The following is a 19,078-nucleotide window of genomic DNA, read 5'->3' as shown; positions in this document are numbered from 1 at the left end:
AAACTGCGCAAACAACAAAGCCGCCCGAAGGCGGCCTTGTCGTGTGCCGGTGAAAGCTTAGTGCTTGTCGCCGGCCAGCTTGTGCTCGAGGTAGTGAATGTTCACGCCCCCTTTGCAGAAGCCTTCATCGCGGGTCAGGTCACGGTGCAACGGAATGTTGGTCTTGATCCCGTCGACCACGATTTCATCCAGGGCATTGCGCATGCGTGCCATGGCTTCGTCGCGGGTGGCGCCGTAAGTGATCAGCTTGCCGATCAGCGAGTCGTAGTTCGGCGGAACTGCATAACCGCTGTACAGGTGCGAATCGACGCGAACGCCGTTGCCGCCCGGTGCGTGGAAATGCTTGACCGTGCCCGGGCTCGGCATGAAGGTGCGCGGGTCTTCGGCGTTGATCCGGCACTCCAGCGCGTGGCCGCGGATGACCACATCTTCCTGGCGGATCGACAGCTTGTTGCCGGCGGCAATGCTGAGCATTTCCTTGACGATGTCGACACCGGTGACCATTTCCGAAACCGGGTGCTCCACCTGAACACGGGTGTTCATTTCGATGAAGTAGAAACGACCGTTCTCGTACAGGAACTCGAAGGTGCCGGCGCCACGGTAGCCGATGTCGATGCACGCCTGGACGCAGCGAGCGAAGACTTCCTGGCGGGCCTTCTCGTCGATGCCCGGTGCCGGCGCTTCTTCGAGAACCTTCTGGTGGCGGCGCTGCAGCGAGCAGTCGCGGTCGCCCAGATGGATGGCATTGCCCTGGCCGTCGGACAGCACCTGCACTTCGACGTGACGCGGATTGGTCAGGAATTTTTCCAGATAGACCATCGGATTGCCGAACGCCGCGCCAGCTTCGGTGCGAGTCAGTTTGGCGAATGCGACCAGGTCTTCTTCCTTGTGCACCACGCGCATGCCGCGACCACCGCCGCCGCCGGCGGCCTTGATGATCACCGGATAGCCGACCTCACGGCCGATGCGCAGTGCCGTTTCTTCGTCTTCCGGCAGCGGGCCGTCGGAACCAGGAACGGTTGGAACGCCAGCGGCGATCATCGCGTGCTTGGCCGACACCTTGTCGCCCATCAGGCGAATGGTCTCGGCTTTCGGGCCGATGAAGGCGAAGCCGGAATTCTCGACCTGCTCGGCGAAATCGGCGTTTTCCGCGAGGAAACCGTAGCCTGGGTGAATGGCGGTGGCGCCAGTCACTTCAGCGGCTGCGATGATGGCCGGGATGTGCAGGTAGGATTGCGCAGCGGAAGCCGGGCCGATGCAGACGGATTCGTCTGCCAGACCCAGGTGCATCAGCTCTTTGTCGGCCTTGGAGTAAACGGCGACGGTCTTGATGCCCATCTCTTTGCAGGCACGCAGAATCCGCAGGGCGATCTCACCGCGGTTAGCGATCAGAACTTTTTCCAACTTCGCAGTCATCAAAGGCTCTCCGCAGTTCAAACGATGGTGAACAGCGGTTGGTCGTACTCAACCGGCTGGCCGTCTTCGACGAGGATGGATTCGATCACGCCGCTGGTTTCAGCTTCGATGTGGTTCATCATCTTCATGGCTTCGACGATGCACAGGGTGTCGCCTTTCTTCACGGTCTGGCCGACTTCAACGAAGGCTGGCGAGGTTGGCGAAGACTTGCGATAGAAAGTGCCGACCATCGGCGAACGGGCAACGGTGCCGTTCAGCGCCGGAGCAGCCGCGGCAGCCGGAGCGGCGGCAACAGGAGCTGCGGCAGCGGCAGCGGCTGGCGCGGCAACCGGAGCGGCTGCAGGCGCCGGAGCGTAGTACTGCTGGGCTGGAGTCTTGCTGTTACGGCTGATGCGAACGGACTCTTCACCTTCCTTGATCTCGAGCTCGTCGATGCCGGACTCTTCCAGCAATTCGATCAGTTTCTTAACTTTACGGATATCCATGAATCATCAACTCCCAAGGGTCGGTCAGGGGCGTATAGCTTGTTGTTCAAGCTGCTCTAGTGCAGCCTCCAGGGCCAGTCGGTAACCGCTGGCGCCAAGGCCGCAGATCACTCCCACCGCTACGTCGGAGAAGTAAGAGTGATGGCGGAAAGGTTCGCGTTTGTGCACGTTGGACAAATGCACTTCGATGAATGGGATGCTCACTCCCAGCAGCGCGTCACGTAATGCGACACTTGTGTGTGTAAAAGCTGCCGGATTGATAAGAATGAAGTCCACGCCTTCGCTGCGGGCGGCATGGATGCGATCGATCAATTCGTACTCGGCGTTGCTTTGCAGGTGCAGCAGATGATGGCCGGCTTCGCGGGCGCGGCGCTCCAGATCCTGATTGATCTGCGCCAGGGTGGTCGACCCGTAGGTCCCGGGTTCCCGGGTGCCGAGCAGGTTCAGGTTGGGGCCATGCAGCACCAGTAGCGTCGCCATCTGCGTGTTCCTTGTTTTGGGTGAGCCTTTATCAGAACCCGGCGACTATGCCGCAAAGGCTTTGTGACTGTCCAGTTCTCTGCAATAGCCAGCACGATCTCCGATGTTTGCGCGAAATATGTGACTAGGCAGTGAGATCCGGTCATTCGGGCACCCAAAACCGCATTATCGCGATCAGACGCGGAATGCCTGCACCGCTGTATGCAGTTGCCCACCCAATACCAGCAGATTCTCCCCCTGTTCGCGTCCTTCACCGATACGAAGCAGGTTATCCCCACCCAATTGATGGATTCGTTCGCTGTGATCGCGGATCTCGCTGACCGCGCCACTTTGTTGTGCCGTGACTTCGGCGATGCGGACCGCCGTGTCGGAAATGGTCTGGATCGCGCCGACGATCTTGTCCAGCGCACCGTCCGCCGATTGCGCCTGACTGGCCGTGGCTTCTGCGTGCTCCACTTGTGCGCGCATGCCTTCGACCGATTGTCGGGCGGCGGTTTGCAGGCCGGCGATCAGGGTTTGAATTTCAGCGGTGGCGCCGGCGGTGCGTTGCGCCAGCGAACGGACTTCTTCGGCCACCACGGCAAAACCGCGGCCCATTTCACCGGCGCGGGCGGCTTCGATTGCTGCGTTCAGCGCCAGCAGGTTGGTCTGGTCGGCGATCGAGCGGATCACTGTCAGTACACCACCGATGGTCGCCGACTCTTCCGCCAGATGCTCGATCATCTGGGCATTGCCTTGTACTTCACCGACCAGGGCATGCAGGCCGGTGAGGCTCTGGCCGATGACTTTCTGCCCGTGTTCGACGGCCAGGCCGGCATGGCGACTGGCGTCCGCCGCCTGACGCGCATCACCGGCGACTTGCTGGATGGTCGCTTCCAGTTCGCTGAGGGAGTCGCGGATCAGCGCCGTGTCACCGGCCTGATGTTCGGCGCCGCTGTGCAAGTCGTTGCTCAGTTCGGCCAGCGTGCGGCTGCTGCCCGCCACTTGTTCGGCATTGCCGCGAATAGTGCCCACCAGATCCACCAGATAGGCACGCAGACGATTGAGCGAGGCTTCGATGTCGTGCAGCTCGCGGTTGGTCTTGCCCAGGTGGATATCGCGGCTGAAGTCGCCTTCGGCCCAGGTAGACAATGCGGGTGCGAGGTTGGTCAGGGTGCGGGCCAGGCGGCGCTGCAGGGTGTCGATCAGCAGGGCGATCAACAGGATCAGGCCGATCATCACGCCTTGCATCAGCCGCACCTCGCTCTGGATCTGGCCGTGCTGGGCGCGCACCACTGGCTCCAGGCCGGCGATGGCTTGTTGCACGGCAGCGATTTTCTGGTGGGTCGCGGTGCTGAGGTCGGTGCGTTTCTGGATCTGGTCGCGAGTACGTGCCAGTTCGGCCGGATAGCGATTGAGCAGACTGTTGAGGTCGCGCTTGAGGCCGACGCCGGCATCTTCGGCAACCGCTTTTTCGGTGCTTTCGATGCCCATCAACGAGGCGAAATCGTCGCTGTCGGACTCACTGCTGGTCACCACCCCAAGCAAGGGCAGGGCGTCGATCGCCTGGGCCTGGGTGCGGATGCTGCTCACTTCGCGCTCGACATCGGCGGCCAGTTCGCTGCGACCGCTGCTGACCAGTTTGTCCCGTGCCAGCGACAATTTGCCCAGGTGTTGCGACGCGGCCAACAACGGCACCAGATAGGCCGGGTTGGCGCCCGCATAGGTACTGAGCTGGTCGAGGCTGGCGCTCAGTTCGCGCTCGGCCTGGAGCAGCAATGCTTGAGGATCACCGGCCAGTTTGCCGGCAGCCAGCAGGTCGGTCTTGCTGAATTCTTCGAGGCTCGACAGGCTTGGACGCAGCGTCTCGGCCAGCGCCGGTGGCAACTCGCCGAGTTCTTTCTGCAAGCTGTCGATGCCCTGGCCTGCACTGCTCAGGCGCAGAGCATCGCCGCTGCCGAGGTAGTCCTCGACGTTGCGTGCGACTTCATTCTGAAATTGCTGCGACAGACCGAGGTAGCGTTCCATCAGCAGATACGGACGCTCTAGGGCTTTCTGCGACCACCACAGCGTGGCGCCGAGGGCCACGCAGACGGCGACCAGCAACAGCGTGTTGAGATTGGTGAGCAACTTCAGGCGCATGACGGCTACCAACGGCAGTAATGGTAAGCGCCTGAATTTATTGCGGTTCTGTTACAGGGTTATGACCGAATCGGTCGATTCCGATGAAAAAGTGGCACTTTGCTCTCGCGCGGTCTGCACCCGGTTTCGGCCTTGTGCCTTGGCGCGATACAACGCCTCGTCGGCCTGGCTAGCCATCATCAGGCTGTCGGAATCGTCGCGCATTTCCACCACGCCGGCACTGAAGGTGCACCACAAATCCTGAGGCTGGGCCGGGTAATGAATCTCGGCGAAGCGCTGGCGGATTTCGTCGAGCACTTTATGGGCAGCTTCTATATCGGTATCGGGCATGACGATGGCGAACTCTTCGCCACCATAACGACCAATGAAGTCGGTCTTGCGCAGGCGTTGCTTGAGGAACAGCGCCAGGCTCTTGATCACCCGGTCGCCCATGGGGTGGCCGTGGCTGTCGTTGACCCGCTTGAAGTGGTCGATGTCGAGCATGGCAAAGCTCAACGGCTTGTTCTCGCGACGGGCGCGGAACGAACAGTCTTCGAGCAGTTGCAGGATGTGCGTGTGGTTGTACAGCCCGGTGAGACTGTCGCGGACCATGCGTGCCTTCAGGTTGCGCGCGCGGGCGGCGCGATTGCGTACGGTGGTGATCAGGTGCCGCGGCTTGATCGGCTTGGTCAGGAAATCGTCGCCGCCCTCGCTCATGGCATCGAGCTGCTTGTCCAGATCGTCTTCGGCCGACAGATAAATGATCGGCACGCTGACGTAACGGTCGTTGTGGCGGATGACCTTGGCCAGTTCGGTGCCGGTGCAGGCCGGCATGTACATGTCGAGGATGATCAGATCCGGCTGGAAGTCCGCCAGTTCTGCCATCGCCTGAATGGGCTCGATCAGCGTACGGGTCACGATCCCGGCACTGTTGAGCAGCCGCTCGGTGTGCAGGGCCTGGGCGCGGGAATCGTCGATGATCAGCACTTTATAGGGTTCATACTGGGCGACGCAGGTCAGTACTTCGATTTTTTCCAGCAGGCTCGAGGCTTCGAGGGTGCCGGTGAGAAATTCCTGACCGCCGGCGCGCACGGCGGCGAGGCGGGTCGGCGTGTCGGTTTCATGCAGGCTGAAGAACAGCAGTGGCAAGGGTTCTTCCAGACCTTGCTGGGCTTCGGCGGCGAGCTTCAGGCCGACGCCGGCGCCGCTGAAATCCACGTCCATGACGATGGCGGCCGGCAGGCGCTCGACCATCGATGAACGAAACGCCGACACGCTGTCCAGCGCCTGGGCACTCAGGCCGAAGAACTCCAGTTGCTTGGCCAGCCGCTCGGCGCGGTCGTGGTCCTGAAGCATCACGTAGATCGGTTTGCGCAGGGGCGGCAGGAAGGTCTGGTCGAGCTGGTCACCATGGCGCAGGCCGGTGCGTGACAAACGTTGCATCAAGCGATTGAGGTCGGTGATCAGGCCGCTGCTCAGGCGCCCGCGATTGGCGTCCACGGCTTCCAGTGACTGGCTGATATGGTGGGCCAGTTGGGTGTGCTCGGGCTGTTCGAAGCGCTCGGCAAAACGCAGCAGGCGCAAATTGGCTTCGCTCAGCTCGGCGAGGTCGGCCGTGGACCACTCGCTGCGTTGCAGGCGCTGCCATATCTCAAGAATCTGACGTGCCTGATGAATTACCCGCTGGGCAAAGTGGTGCTTGAGGCGCTCACGGCTGGGGTCTTCTGGCTCGGTCATATCCTGACTACTAGTTAGGCTGCATGCTGAGGTCGACTGGTGGCTCTATGCTAGCACCTCTTTTCCCTTACATGAGTGTCGTACGTCAATAATCTGCGGTACGTCACTATTCAGTTTCTGACCGGTTGGTTTCATCCCGGACCTGCTCGTCGATCAAGTGTCCGTGAACAGGGTTCTTCGGGAAATTTCCCAAGGCTTTTGAGGAAGCGTCCCGGTGGCTGGAGGGCTATGTCTGTCAGGGCATTCTGATTTTTCCCTGAGGCGGTTTCGGCAGGATTTCGGACTGGTAGGGTCAGGGAAACCCCTACAAGAATTTCCCCGGATATGAGCCAGTGTTTCAACGAACACCCCAGCGATAACCAGCGTCTGAATCAGAGCACCCGGCCGGTTGCAGATTGTGAATGCAACGAAGAAACCTTGTATGGGGAGAAGAGGCGGGTGACAGAGGTACCCGTGCTGACGTGCCAGTGCATCTGGCGTCGCTTTCAGCAGGAAGCCGAAGCCGTTGTCGCCCCCGATGGCGTGCTGATTGCCGATCCGGTGCAACGCAACCGGGCGATCAACGCCGCCTACGCCCGGCTGTGGTTGCATGACGCGCGATTCCAGTGGGCAGGTCTTGCAGCGTTTGCATCGAAGCAGGTGGGCTGCGGGTTGCTGCATGCGTCCGACAGCATCGAACTGATTCGTCAGGAGCACGAGGCACGGCAGCGAATGCGGGACGGGCGCCGCGAGTCCGGACTGCTGACCCCGGCCAGAATGCCAGGGCAGGCCGAGGCCTTGAGTGACTACGAACAGGCGAGAAGCCGCAATCCGGTGCCAGCGCTGGATCTGCGCCTACCGGGTGAAGAGCTGTCGTTGGTGCAGCAACAGTACCGCCACGTGTACGACATGATGGCGATGGGCAATACCACGCTTTTTCTGGATGTCTATCCGTTGCATCGGTTTTATGCGGTGCGTGGGTGGGAGGAGTTGAAGAAGTGCCTGAGGGCACGCGAACGAATTTATGGGCACGCGAAGTTTCCCGTGCTTTGGCCCATAGGTCAGAAAACGCTTCCGTTTGGGCAAGCGTTTAAGCAAATCCTGAAAGCCTTCGAAGCGATAGATGCGGGCAATATCGCCGAAAGTGTTCAACATCTGGCTTCGCATGAGCAGCGAAACATTCTCCAGCCGAGCATCTATGAAAATCGCCATTTGGTGACGTTGTTGCGCGGCAACCATTTTTCTTACGTGACAGGCTTCCCTTCCGGTGTGGCGCAGGCCATCGAGTTGACTCTCACCAGTCAATGTCAGCGAGTCGATGACGGCCGCACCATCGACTTTGGCCGCGACCCGCTGGCGGACCTGTCCGACATCGATCAGCGAATGGAGTTTGTCCTGCGGGCGGCAGACCGTTTTCACCAGATGCTCAATGACAGCAACAGGGACGCACTGGCGCAATCCATCCGTGAGATCGCTGCCAGGGAGGACGCTTGATGCGCTTGCGATCCTGTCTGTCCAGATGGCGTTGCTGGGCATGGCTGATGCTTTGTGGTGTTCTGGCCGTGGCTGCCGCACGCCAGTTGACGCAGCCATTGTGGGGCGACTCCGTGATCGCCATGTCCATAGGCGGAACCTATGAATACATGCGTGAGCATTCGACCGCACCCCTCGCTATATGGGGCCATGTTGGCAGGCCCGTTTGGGGTGGCGCTTCCAGGACAGCTGCGCGCCTGCGATTTGTCGATCCGCAGTACGGATTCGAAACGCCGCCGGCGCGGTTCTTCACGTTCACGTTCGAGGGCCACCTGGTCGATGATATCCGCATGTCTCCTCAGGTCGAGCCTCTGTTGATCGATGATGCCTTGAAGGTTGTTCTCGATCTGCAAGCCCAATGGTGCGCGAAAGGGTGGAGGCCGCTGGGGACCCCGTTGCATCCCACCATCGCGGACACCCCGGAGTGGCGAGCTTATCTAAGACCGGGGATACGGACTGGAACCACTTACTGGAGGGCCGGCGACCAGTACGAAGTGATGTTGTTCATTGGACGATTCGCCGATTCCAGACACCCCGACCAGGAGCGCTATCTCATCACCCTGGAACTCAGCAAACCCTGGCGATTCGAGGGTATCGAGCACGTCGATGAAGTACCTCATCCCTTTCCCCCGCCTCAACCCGAACAAGGAGCAATACCATGCCAACCCCCGCTTTCATGACGATCTACGGCAGCCGTCAGGGCTTGATCAGCGCTGGTGCCTTCACCGAACCGTCGGTGGGCAACAGCTACCAGAGCGGGCGTGAAGACAAGATCATGGTTCAGGCCTTCAGTCATGGCATTTTCCTGCCCAAGGGATCGGGTGCCGGGCGGCGGATGCACAAGCCTCTGGTCATTACCAAGGTCATCGACAAGTCGTCGCCGCTGATCCAGATGGCAATGTGTTCGGGTGAGCTGCTGAGCAAGTGTTGTGTGGAGATGTATCGCACATCGGCCCATGGCATTCAGGAACATTTTTATACGATTGAACTGGAGGACGCGCAGATCGTCAGCGCCGAAGTCTTTATGCCGGACTGTCAGGACCCCGCCACCTCGCACCTGACGCAACGGGAAAAAGTCCAGTTCAGCTATCGACGCATCTACTGGCGACACGAGATCAGCCGGACGATGGGCTCCGATGAATGGCAGAGCGAGGGCCAGGCATGAGGCTGATTCATCGATCACACGTTACCCAGCTCGAACGCCGACAGGCTTATCCCGTGGATCAGGCACTGGAGCGGGTATGCAAGGCATTGCTCGACCGGCAACCGATCCAAGGCCTGGATCAGCTGCGGGCCGGCCTTGTGGTCGATCTGGACAGCGAGGTGCTGGAGCAGATCGAACAGGGCGAATGGCTGCTGCTCACGGGTGAAACAGAAGGCGGCGACTGGCCGCTCGGCGACGCTGCCTTCGATCAGGCGGTGCTCGATCTGATGAACAATCCTCCGGCCCAGCCAGTCCGGACTCCGCGAATCTATCGTCTGGTCGAGAGCATGACCGGCGAGCCGCTGTCGCAGCAGCCCTACATTGCAACGGTTGACGGGGTCCCCATCCAGCGCCGGACTGATGGCGCCGGCATTGCCCATCTATTCATGGCGGACGATACCCGGCAGATCGCAATGAGGATCTTCAACGTCTGACAGAGGCGTCTATTCTTTCGCTCACGGGCAACGTCCGATTGATTTTTCCCGATGCTCCATTCGTGGGTGCCGGGTCGAGGCACGTTGTTGTATGGTTGCTGTCGAACCGTTGAACCCAAGTTTGAAAGGATATCGCCATGCTGGACTGGAAGAATCGCGCGGGCAGCGCGCCCGAACGTGCCGCCGAGCCGAAATCCGCCACCCGCAGTTATGTGGGCGGCCTGTTGTTCAGCCGCGCGCTGGCCACGCTGGTCGGTATTTACCTGTTGGTGACCATCGCCCTGGGCTGGTACTGGAGCGAGGAGCCGGCCCTGTTCCCGGTGGCGCAGAATGCCCAGCTGGCCGCCGAGAAAGAAGGCAAGCAAATGGTGGTCGGCTACACCACCGTCGAAACCCTCAAGACTGTTGCCGGCACCCTGCTGAACAAGCCGGGCGGCTACATTTCCAATGATCGTTTCCCGCCGGGCCTGTGGATGGACAACATGCCGAGCTGGGAATACGGCGTGCTGGTTCAGGTGCGCGACCTGACCCGTGCCTTGCGCAAGGACTTCGCCCGCTCGCAGTCGCAGTCGGCTGAAGACGCCGATCTGGCCAAGGCCGAGCCGCGCTTCAACTTCGACAACAAGAGCTGGATCCTCCCCTCCAGCGAGTCGGAATACCAGGAAGGCATCAACTCCCTGAGCCGCTATCAGGCGCGCCTGTCCGACCCGACGCAAAAGAATGCGCTGTTCTATGCCCGCGCCGACAACCTGAACAACTGGCTGGGTGATGTCGGGACTCGTCTGGGTTCGCTGTCGCAACGACTGTCGGCCAGTGTGGGTCGGGTCAAGCTTAACACTGCGCTGAAAACCGAAGTTCCGGCGGTGGGTGAAGTGCCGCAGGTGGACGAGGAAGTCGTCGAGACACCGTGGATGCAGATCGACAACGTGTTCTATGAAGCCCGTGGCCAGGCCTGGGCGCTGTCGCACCTGCTGCGCGCCATCGAGGTCGACTTCGCCGACGTGCTGGCGAAGAAGAACGCCACGGTCAGCGTGCGCCAGATCATCCGTGAGCTGGAGGCTTCCCAGGAAACCGTCTGGAGCCCGATGATCCTCAATGGCAGCGGTTTCGGGATCCTGGCCAACCACTCGCTGGTCATGGCCAACTACATCTCCCGGGCCAACGCCGCCGTGATCGATCTTCGTCAACTGCTCAATCAAGGCTGATTCATGAGCGACAACGCCAGAGAGGCGGCCCACCGAGCCGCCTCGGATGCCGAACGGATCGCCTGGGTCGACGAGCAGGACAACCTGCTCGGCTCCCTCGTCCGCTCCGACTTGCGCGCGCGCGGGCTGATCGGCCGTGGCACCTACATCATGCTGTTCAACTCCGCCGGTGAGCTCTGTGTCCATCGGCGGACCCTGAGCAAAGCCATTTATCCCGGTTACTGGGACGTGGCGGCGGGCGGCATGGTGCAGGCGGACGAAACCTACGCCGAGTCGGCGGCCCGTGAGCTGGAAGAAGAGCTGGGCGTGAGCGGCGTTGAGCTGACGGCGCACGACCATTTTTTCTTCGAGGACCCCGGCAATCGCCTGTGGTGTTCGGCGTTTTCGGCCGTGTGGGACGGACCGCTGATCCTGCAGCCGGAAGAAGTGCTTGAAGCGCGCTTCATTCCGGTCGATCAGGTCATGCTGGAAATCGAGCAGAAACCTTATTGCCCGGACTCTCTGGCCGCATTGAAACGCTATCTGAAAGCCCGACAGGGCGACGTCGCAAAGAACTCGTAAATTGGCGCCGATTGGCACTTAGCAATCGGCGTTTTTGCCGTTACACTGCGCGACCTTTTCAAGCTGTGCCGGTCTGTCTTCTGGAAGCAACCGGTGCAGTAGCGCTGCCCCTGCCTGAGTGGGGCTTCGCGGTCGATAGCCTTGCCCAAGGCTGCGATCAGTCTTTGTCCTCCCGAGAGGATTGCCGGTGGCCAAAAAAGCCGCATCCTTCGCCGCCCTGGGCGGCCTGGTATTTTCCACCGACGCAGGTCGTCATTGCCCGGAATGCAGTAAGCCGGTGGACGCCTGTATCTGCAGACAAACCGTGATCCCGGCCGGCGACGGCATTGCCCGCGTGCGTCGCGAGAGCAAGGGGCGTGGCGGCAAGACGGTGACCACCATCACCGGCGTGCCCCTGGCCGAAGACGCGCTCAAGGAGCTGGCGACAACGTTGAAGAAACGTTGCGGCACCGGCGGTGCGTTGAAAGATGGGGTCATCGAGATCCAGGGCGATCACGTCGAGCTACTCTTGGCCGAGTTGGTCAAGCACGGTTTCAAGGCGAAGAAGTCCGGCGGCTAGCAGCCTCTGTGAAAACCACCAGCGGCTTGGTCCGGCACTGATGGTCATCGGTTCCGGCGTCGTCTCCATGGTTTTCACAGAGCCTGTTCAAGACCGGTTTCTAAACTCAACGCTGTCAGCGCGGTCTACCGCCCCGCTGACGAACCGTCATTTTCATTCTTTAGACTGCGCCGGCCTGCAACCAGGCGACGCACCATGACTTCTTTATAGGGGACTTCGATGTCCGTACGACGCACACGCAAAGACGATGGCAGCCAATGGACAGTTGCGGACAGCCGCAGTGTTTACGGGATTCGCCATTGGGGGGCCGGGTATTTCGCGATCAATGACGCCGGTCGCGTCGAAGTTCGTCCGAACGGCCCGAACAGTTCGCCGATCGACCTGTTCGAACAAGTCGACCAGTTGCGCAAGAGCGGCCTGTCGTTGCCGCTGCTGGTGCGTTTCCCCGACATCCTGCAAGACCGCGTGCGTCAGCTGACCGGTGCTTTCGATGCCAACATCGAGCGTCTGGAATACCAGAGCAAGTACACCGCGCTGTACCCGATCAAGGTCAACCAGCAGGAAGCGGTGATCGAAAACATCATCGCCACCCAGAACGTCTCCATCGGCCTGGAGGCCGGCTCCAAACCTGAGCTGCTGGCCGTGCTGGCGCTGGCGCCGAAGGGCGGCACCATCGTCTGCAACGGTTACAAGGACCGCGAGTTCATCCGTCTGGCACTGATGGGTCAGAAGCTCGGCCACAACGTGTTCATCGTGATCGAGAAAGAGTCCGAAGTCGGTCTGGTGATCGAAGAGGCCGCTTCGCTGCGGGTCAAGCCACAGGTCGGCCTGCGGGTGCGCCTGTCGTCGCTGGCCTCCTCGAAGTGGGCCGATACCGGTGGCGAGAAATCCAAGTTCGGTCTGTCGGCGGCGCAACTGCTGTCGGTGGTCGAGCGCTTCCGCGCGGCCGGCCTGGATCAGGGCATTCGCCTGTTGCACTTCCACATGGGTTCGCAGATCGCCAACCTGGCCGACTACCAGCACGGTTTCAAGGAAGCGATCCGTTACTACGGCGAGTTGCGCAACCTCGGCCTGCCGGTCGACCACATCGATGTCGGCGGCGGTCTGGGCGTGGACTATGACGGTACCCACTCGCGCAATGCCAGCTCGATCAACTACGACATGGACGACTACGCCGGTGTCGTGGTCGGCATGCTCAAGGAGTTCTGCGATGCGCAGAGCCTGCCGCATCCGCACATTTTCTCCGAGAGCGGCCGTTCGCTGACCGCCCACCACGCGATGCTGGTGGTGCAGGTGACTGACGTCGAGAAGCACAACGACGACGTGCCGCAGATCGAGAACAAGGAAGCGCTGCCGGAAACCGTGCAGTGGCTGGTCGACCTGCTCGGGCCGACCGACATCGAAATGGTCACCGAAACCTACTGGCGCGCCACCCACTACATGAGCGATGTCGCTGCCCAGTATGCCGACGGCAAACTGACCCTGGCCGAGAAAGCCCTGGCCGAGCAGTGCTATTTCGCCGTGTGCCGTCGCCTGCACAACTCGCTGAAGGCGCGCCAGCGTTCGCATCGTCAGGTGCTCGACGAGCTCAACGACAAGCTGGCCGACAAGTACATCTGCAACTTCTCGGTGTTCCAGAGCCTGCCGGACACCTGGGCGATCGATCAGGTGCTGCCGATCATTCCGCTGCACCGTCTCGACGAAGAGCCGCTGCGTCGTGCGGTACTGCAGGATCTGACCTGCGACTCCGACGGCAAGATCAACCAGTACGTCGACGAGCAGAGCATCGAGACCAGCCTGCCGGTGCATGCGCTGAACGAAGGCGAAGACTACTTGCTCGGCGTGTTCCTGGTCGGCGCCTATCAGGAAATCCTCGGCGACATGCACAACCTGTTCGGTGACACCGACTCGGTGAACATCTACCAGAACGCCGACGGCAGCGTGTACCACGCTGGGATCGAGACCCACGACACCATCGAAGACATGCTGCGCTACGTGCACCTGTCGCCGGAAGAGCTGATGACTCACTACCGCGACAAGTGCGCCAGTGCCCGTATCAGCGCCAGTGAGCGCACCCAGTTCCTCGATGCGTTGCGCCTGGGCCTGACCCGTTCCTCTTACCTGTCTTCCTGACGGCAGGTTCCGACTCCATCGGGTTGTCTGAAATTGTTCCGCACCAAGCGGAAGTTTCAGATGACCTGGTGAGACTTCTCTTCTTCGACTTGCGAATTGACCGTCGTCCTCACGAGAAAAGTGATGTCGTCTGCTTTTCGCGTAGGTCATTTCCGAATCTGTACTTCGGCTCTCTACTCGGCCATGGCTCTCGGCGAGAATCCCCGCCCGCCCTCCTGTAGAGAATCGCTTATGTTCGATCCAGCCGACGAGCCGTCGTTTCGCCTCGATGTCGCGGGTCTGCCCGCCCCGCTCGAAGTCCTGGCCTTTACCGGGTGCGAGGCCATCAGCGAGCCGTATGCGTTTGAAGTCGATCTGTTGATCGAGGATCCTCATCTTGACCTGGCCGGGCTGCTGCATCGCTCGGCATACTTGTCTTTCGGGCCGCCGGGCAACGGAGTGCACGGCCAGTTGCAGGGGCTTGTCCAGCACGAACACGGTCACGGGCCCAGGTTGTGCCGCACGCGGCTGGAGCCTCGGTTGAGCTGTCTGGGACTGCGCCACAGCCAGCGAATCTTCAGTGGTCGATCCGTTCCGCAAATTCTGGATCAGGTCCTCAGGGAGCATGGCATCACGGGCCTGCGACGGCGGTTCGAATTGCACTCCGAGTATCCGGTCCGGATGTTCTGCACCCAATACGGCGAATCGGATCTGCAACTGGTACAGCGCTTGTGCCGGCAGGCACGGATTCACTATCACTTCGAACATGGGCATGACAGCCATTGCCTGGTGTTCGGGGATGATCCGGCGAGGTTGTCCCGGGTCGGAACAGTACGATTCGATATCGAGGGACAGGAGCCGGCAGTGCGGCGCTGGCTGATCAGAGAGCGAGCTGGAGACGGTGGCGAACGTGTCCGGCGGATTCGCACCGCACAGGGGCATTCGGATGTGCCGAGCCTGCGCTGCGGACAATGGCTGAGCCTGGCTCCGGCACCGTTTGCAGAAGGTGCGACGGACTGGCTGCTGACCCGGATCGAGCATCGTGCCGACCGGATGCTCGAACCTTCCTATGTCAATCGTCTATGCGCCGCCGAACACTTGCGAGGCAATGTGCCGCTCGTCGAGCATCCGGCACCGCGCATGAGCAGTCTGCAACGGGCCTGGGTCGTGGCGGTCGATGAACCACGACCTGACCGTTCGCGGCCCGTCGCGGTGCAGTTCGACTGGCTCTATCAGGGCGAGGGCGCACTGCCCAGCCACTGCTGGCTGCCTTTGGCTCCCGTGCTGGCGGACAACGTGCTGGCGTCAATGCGTGAAGGTGTCGAGGTGGTGGTGAGTTTTCTGGAAGGCGATCCGGAGCAGCCGGTGATCAGTGGTGTTCTGCAACCGCCTGTATCTTTCGAATGCCCTGAGCGTGACGAACCGCCGCCACTGCCCGATGTCCTGGAGAGTGACGGACTGGCGCAATGGCTGCTTCGCGGTGAGCCGTTGCTCCTGCTATGCCTGATGCCCGGAGGTGGCAGCTATCGACACTGTCGGGCGTCGGTGTGCAGTTGTCGGCTGGTTGCCGGGGTCGGCCCGAGCGACGGGCGATGAGCGGCAGGGGGCCGGGGCAGAGTGCGCAATGGCTGTTGCTGGATGTCGCACAGGCGGCGCAGGCCGTGAATGTATTGCAGAAGGCGTTTGCGGGTGTGCCGAGCACGAGGTTGTTTGACGGCACGGAGTTTCAGCCCACAGCCGATCTCGGCCCGTTGCTGATCGACCTGCGCGACCGGCCGGTCCTGTCGGCGCTATGTCATTCCGACCCGCAGACCTGGTGCGGGCTGTTGCTGGGCAGCAGGGCTCCTGCCGAGGCCATGCGTGGCCATTTGCAGCGGATGCTGACGGTTACGGTCGGTCTGAATCATCGTGCGCTGCTCAATTATTACAACGCCCAGACCGCCAGTTACTTTTTCGACGCCTGTGATGCCCGGCAGTTGAGTCAATGGCTGGGTCCGATCGACTGGCTGCGCTGGTTCGGCGGTACGTGGGTCGATCGGGCGAACGGCAGCCAGGGGTGGCAGCAACTGAGCAATCCGAGGCTGGCCGTCGAACCGTTGCCGATCGAACAAGACCTGACCCGACGGCAGCGTGAACATCTGCATCGTTGCCTGCTGGACCAGCATCTGTGGCGCTGGAGCCGAGCGACAGGTGCCGGTTATCGCTCGTTGTCCAACTGGTTCGAGCAGGGGCTGTCATTGGGTTTCAGCGAGCGCAGCATACTGGACGACTGGTTATGGTTACGCTTGCAGCATCCGCGGGCGGCACTGGTGCAACCGCCGCCGGGATTGACGCCGCGCGAGCGGCTCGAGCATGTACGCCGCCGCTGGCAGAACGATCAAGGGTGAGCGCTGCCTCCGTGAGCGGCTCCGGCGAACCAGCCGTCGTTGTGCCGCAAACGCCACGCCAGCGTTCCGAGCGTCAGGCTGCGCAACACCATGAACAGCAGGAAGGATATCCACAGACCATGGTTGCCCAGTCCACTCAGTGCCCAGGCGACGGGCAGCAACAGCATCACCGTCAACAACATGCCGTTGCGCATTTCCCTGGCGCGGGTGGCGCCGATGAACAGGCCGTCGAGCAGGTAGCTCCAGACCGCAATCAACGGCAACACGGCGAGGTAGGGCAAATAGATGAAGGCGGTCTCGCGTACGCTCGCTATGTCGGTCTGCATTTCGATGAACAGGTGGCCGGCGAACAGAAACAGTCCGGCAAAACCCAGGCTCGCCAGCAACGACCAGCCGCCGGCCACCACCAGTGAACGGCGCAGGGCGAGGCGGTCGCGGGCGCCGATGGCGTGGCCGCACAAGGCTTCGACCGCGTGGGCCAGACCGTCCAGTGCGTGGGCGGTCAACAGCAGGCCGTTGAGCAGCAGCGCATTGGCCGCCACCGTCGCGTCGCCCAGTCGCGCGCCTTGTACGGTGATCAGGAAAAACACCGATTGCAGCGCCAGGCTGCGGATGAAGATATCGCGATTGACCCCCAACAGCGGACGCCAGCTTTGCCACACCCTTAATGCCGCCCAGACGATATGCCCGGGATAAGCGCGCAAGGCCTTGCGGGTGAGCGCCAGACCGAGCAGGGCGCCGCACCATTCGGCGACCACCGAAGCCCTGGCCGAACCGACCACACCCCAGTCCAGACCGATCACGAACCACAGGTTCAGCACGATATTGATCAGGTTGGTGGTCAGCAGAATCGCCAGCGGCGCCCGAGCGTTCTGGGTGCCGAGGAACCAGCCGACCAGCGCATAGCTGGCCAGTGCCGCCGGCAGCCCGAACAGACGGGTGTGGAAGAAGTCGCGGGTCAGTTCATTGAGTTCCGGCGACGGCTGCATGAAGTGCAGGGCGACACCGCTCAACGGCACGCCCACGGCACCCAGCAGCAATGCCAGCCCCATCGCCAGCAACAGGCCCTGCAACAGGATTTGTCGCAACGCCGCCCCATCGCTGCGCCCGGCGGCCTGTGCGGCGAACCCGGTGGTGCCCATGCGCAGGAAGCCCATGGCCCAGGCCAGCACGGTGTACAGACTGGCGCCGACTGCAACGGCACCCAACTGATGGGCGTGGGGCAAGTGACCGATGACGGTGCTGTCGACCAGCGCCACCAGCGGCACGGAAATGTTGGACAGGATCATGGGGGCGGCGAGGGCCCAGACCCGGCGATGGGTCGGGCGGTCGCGCCAGTCGGTGATCAGATTGCGCATGCGGGCTCCTTGGGGAGCGGCATTGTAACGGGTGATGTCAGTGAATGATCCAGCTCAACAGCCAAAGGCCCAGCAGCAACCAGATGATCCCGGCAATAATCGAGGCGTTCATGAAGGCACGGATCGCCGACCACAGCAGCATCAGGCCGATGATCAACGCGATGATGCTGATGATCGACGTGTCCATGCCCAGCGCCTTCGCCAACCCGTCGACGAAGTTACCGCCGGCATGGCTCAACACGTTGAACAGACCGCTCAGGCCGTCGACGATAAAACGGATGATCGAGCCGAGCGCCTGGCCCAGCCATTCGAAAAAGCTTTCTACCTGCATGTTTGCATCCTGATGAAAGAGCTGAGCCTTGGGCCGCAGCGGGGGCGGCCGAGTTCCCTGCAAGCATAGAGGGTTTTAACCGGTGACTGGCCCTTGCCTTCGATCCGCATCCCCCCGAAGCTATACGCCTTCAGGAGAACCCGATGAACCTTGTTGAACTGACCGAACGCCTGCACGCCATTCGTGACCGCAATGACTGGCGGCAATTTCACAGCCCGAAAAACCTGGCCATGGCCGCCAGCGTGGAAATGGCCGAACTGGTCGAGATCTTCCAGTGGCTGAGCGAAGACCAGTCCCGCGAATTGCCCGCCGATAAACTGGCCCACGCCGGGCAGGAAGTCGGTGACATCGTTCTGTATCTGTTGCTGCTGTGCAGCGAGCTGGGGCTGGACATGAATGAAGTGGTGCGCAGCAAGCTCGCCGACAGCGAACGGCGGTTCAGCTGATGAGCGACCGTCATTTCGATCAGTTGGCGACGCGCTTCGCCGAGAAAATCTACGGCGGCGCCAAAGGCGCGATCCGCCTCGCGGTGCTGCAGGCCGATCTCGCCGAAGTCCTGCCGGATCGTCCGTTGCGGGTGCTGGATATCGGCGGCGGCCTGGGTCACATGTCGCTGTGGCTGGCCGAGCGCGGGCACGACGTGACCTTCACCGAACCGGCTGAACCGATGCTCGAAGGCGCACGCCAGCGTTTCGCCGAGGCCGGACAGACCGCGACGTTCATTCAAGCACCGTGGCAGGCACTGCTCGGCCAGCTCACCGAACCCTATGACGTGGTGATCTGCCATGCGGTGCTCGAATGGCTGGCCGAACCGCACTCGATCCTGCCGGTGCTGCATCAACTGACCAAACCTGGCGGCTGGCTGTCGCTGGCGTTCTACAACCGTGATGCGCTGGTTTACCGGAACCTGCTCAAAGGCCATTTCAAGAAAATGCGCAGAAACGACATGGCCGGGGAAAAACAGAGCCTGACGCCTCAGCAGCCGCTGGATCCCCGCGAACTGGCCACGCAACTCGAAGGGTTGTGGCAGGTCGAAATCCAGAGCGGGGTGCGGGTTTTCCATGATTACATGCCGGTGGAATTCCAGGCCCGCGCCGAGTTGATCGATATGCTCGAGATGGAGCTCGCCCACCGTCGTCACCCAAGCTTCGCCGGGCTTGGGCGCTACCTGCACTGGATCTGCCGGCCGATCTGATC

At 61.5% G+C, this 19,078-nt stretch carries 19 protein-coding genes; 12 read left to right on the top strand and 7 right to left on the bottom strand.

Features of this window, described 5'->3' with window-relative positions; all coding sequences use genetic code 11:
* Positions 1-57: 57 nt before the first annotated feature.
* The 5 genes from accC to gcbA all read right to left on the bottom strand — a co-directional run bounded on the left by accC (position 58) and on the right by gcbA (position 6,218).
* Positions 58-1,416 carry an acetyl-CoA carboxylase biotin carboxylase subunit gene (gene accC, locus BBF94_RS17610; RefSeq protein ID WP_065260263.1) on the bottom strand — a complete coding sequence of 453 codons (1,359 nt, stop codon included), beginning with the start codon at positions 1,414-1,416 and terminating at the stop codon, positions 58-60.
* A gap of 17 nt (positions 1,417-1,433) precedes the next feature.
* Positions 1,434-1,901 carry an acetyl-CoA carboxylase biotin carboxyl carrier protein gene (gene accB / locus BBF94_RS17605; protein WP_065260262.1) on the bottom strand — a complete coding sequence of 156 codons (468 nt, stop codon included), beginning with the start codon at positions 1,899-1,901 and terminating at the stop codon, positions 1,434-1,436.
* A 24-nt stretch (positions 1,902-1,925) separates the two neighbouring features.
* The gene (gene aroQ / locus BBF94_RS17600) at positions 1,926-2,381 is read right to left on the bottom strand and encodes a type II 3-dehydroquinate dehydratase (protein ID WP_065260261.1); all 456 of its coding nucleotides are present in this window, start codon (positions 2,379-2,381) and stop codon (positions 1,926-1,928) included.
* 174 nt (positions 2,382-2,555) lie between these two features.
* Positions 2,556-3,599 carry a methyl-accepting chemotaxis protein gene (locus BBF94_RS28445; protein WP_404820954.1) on the bottom strand — a complete coding sequence of 348 codons (1,044 nt, stop codon included), beginning with the start codon at positions 3,597-3,599 and terminating at the stop codon, positions 2,556-2,558.
* A gap of 954 nt (positions 3,600-4,553) precedes the next feature.
* A complete protein-coding gene (gene gcbA, locus BBF94_RS17590; RefSeq protein ID WP_065260259.1) occupies positions 4,554-6,218 on the bottom strand; it encodes a diguanylate cyclase GcbA in 1,665 nt (554 codons plus the stop codon).
* A gap of 324 nt (positions 6,219-6,542) precedes the next feature.
* On the opposite strand from gcbA, the gene BBF94_RS17585 reads away from it, so the two are divergent.
* From BBF94_RS17585 to BBF94_RS17540, 10 genes are all read left to right on the top strand, one after another.
* On the top strand, positions 6,543-7,691 hold the full coding sequence (locus tag BBF94_RS17585) for a DUF2515 family protein (protein WP_065260258.1): 1,149 nt from the start codon (positions 6,543-6,545) through the stop codon (positions 7,689-7,691).
* Positions 7,691-8,410, top strand: coding sequence for a hypothetical protein (locus BBF94_RS17580; protein WP_065260257.1), 720 nt, complete (start codon positions 7,691-7,693; stop codon positions 8,408-8,410). The genes BBF94_RS17585 and BBF94_RS17580 overlap by 1 nt, the downstream gene beginning before the upstream one ends.
* The gene (locus BBF94_RS17575; protein ID WP_065260256.1) at positions 8,389-8,895 is read left to right on the top strand and encodes an Hcp family type VI secretion system effector; all 507 of its coding nucleotides are present in this window, start codon (positions 8,389-8,391) and stop codon (positions 8,893-8,895) included. The genes BBF94_RS17580 and BBF94_RS17575 overlap by 22 nt, the downstream gene beginning before the upstream one ends.
* A 53-nt stretch (positions 8,896-8,948) precedes the next feature.
* Positions 8,949-9,368, top strand: a complete 420-nt coding sequence (locus BBF94_RS17570; protein WP_225875071.1) for a hypothetical protein — start codon at positions 8,949-8,951, stop codon at positions 9,366-9,368.
* A 137-nt stretch (positions 9,369-9,505) separates the two neighbouring features.
* Complete coding sequence (locus tag BBF94_RS17565; protein ID WP_065260254.1) at positions 9,506-10,573, top strand: DUF2333 family protein; 1,068 nt, start codon at positions 9,506-9,508, stop codon at positions 10,571-10,573.
* 3 nt (positions 10,574-10,576) lie between these two features.
* Complete coding sequence (locus BBF94_RS17560) at positions 10,577-11,134, top strand: NUDIX hydrolase (protein ID WP_065260253.1); 558 nt, start codon at positions 10,577-10,579, stop codon at positions 11,132-11,134.
* Between the two features lie 187 nt (positions 11,135-11,321).
* A complete protein-coding gene (locus BBF94_RS17555; RefSeq protein ID WP_065260252.1) occupies positions 11,322-11,693 on the top strand; it encodes a translation initiation factor Sui1 in 372 nt (123 codons plus the stop codon).
* 219 nt (positions 11,694-11,912) lie between these two features.
* Positions 11,913-13,826: an arginine decarboxylase gene (gene speA, locus BBF94_RS17550; protein WP_065260251.1), complete on the top strand. Its 1,914-nt coding sequence runs from the start codon at positions 11,913-11,915 to the stop codon at positions 13,824-13,826.
* 231 nt (positions 13,827-14,057) lie between these two features.
* On the top strand, positions 14,058-15,401 hold the full coding sequence (locus tag BBF94_RS17545; RefSeq protein WP_065260250.1) for a type VI secretion system Vgr family protein: 1,344 nt from the start codon (positions 14,058-14,060) through the stop codon (positions 15,399-15,401).
* Positions 15,398-16,192 carry a DUF4123 domain-containing protein gene (locus tag BBF94_RS17540; RefSeq protein ID WP_065260249.1) on the top strand — a complete coding sequence of 265 codons (795 nt, stop codon included), beginning with the start codon at positions 15,398-15,400 and terminating at the stop codon, positions 16,190-16,192. Before BBF94_RS17545 ends, BBF94_RS17540 begins: the two co-directional genes overlap by 4 nt.
* On the opposite strand, the gene BBF94_RS17535 is transcribed toward BBF94_RS17540, so the two are convergent.
* Both BBF94_RS17535 and BBF94_RS17530 read right to left on the bottom strand, forming a co-directional pair.
* Entirely contained in the window at positions 16,183-17,550 is a 1,368-nt protein-coding gene (locus tag BBF94_RS17535) for an MATE family efflux transporter (RefSeq protein WP_065260248.1), read from the bottom strand. The two genes, BBF94_RS17540 and BBF94_RS17535, sit on opposite strands and share 10 nt — an antisense overlap.
* A 37-nt stretch (positions 17,551-17,587) precedes the next feature.
* Complete coding sequence (locus tag BBF94_RS17530) at positions 17,588-17,881, bottom strand: hypothetical protein (RefSeq protein WP_065260247.1); 294 nt, start codon at positions 17,879-17,881, stop codon at positions 17,588-17,590.
* Positions 17,882-18,024: 143 nt separating this feature from the next.
* Here BBF94_RS17530 and BBF94_RS17525 point away from each other — a divergent pair, with 143 nt between their 5' ends.
* Both BBF94_RS17525 and BBF94_RS17520 read left to right on the top strand, forming a co-directional pair.
* Positions 18,025-18,327, top strand: a complete 303-nt coding sequence (locus BBF94_RS17525; RefSeq protein WP_065260246.1) for a MazG-like family protein — start codon at positions 18,025-18,027, stop codon at positions 18,325-18,327.
* On the top strand, positions 18,327-19,076 hold the full coding sequence (locus tag BBF94_RS17520) for a methyltransferase (protein WP_065260245.1): 750 nt from the start codon (positions 18,327-18,329) through the stop codon (positions 19,074-19,076). Before BBF94_RS17525 ends, BBF94_RS17520 begins: the two co-directional genes overlap by 1 nt.
* Positions 19,077-19,078 lie beyond the last annotated feature (2 nt).

It is taken from the genome of Pseudomonas bananamidigenes (assembly GCF_001679645.1).
GTDB classification, from domain to species: domain Bacteria; phylum Pseudomonadota; class Gammaproteobacteria; order Pseudomonadales; family Pseudomonadaceae; genus Aquipseudomonas; species Aquipseudomonas bananamidigenes.
Note: the sequence above shows the minus strand (reverse complement) of the source record. Positions and strands in the feature narration are given on the sequence as shown.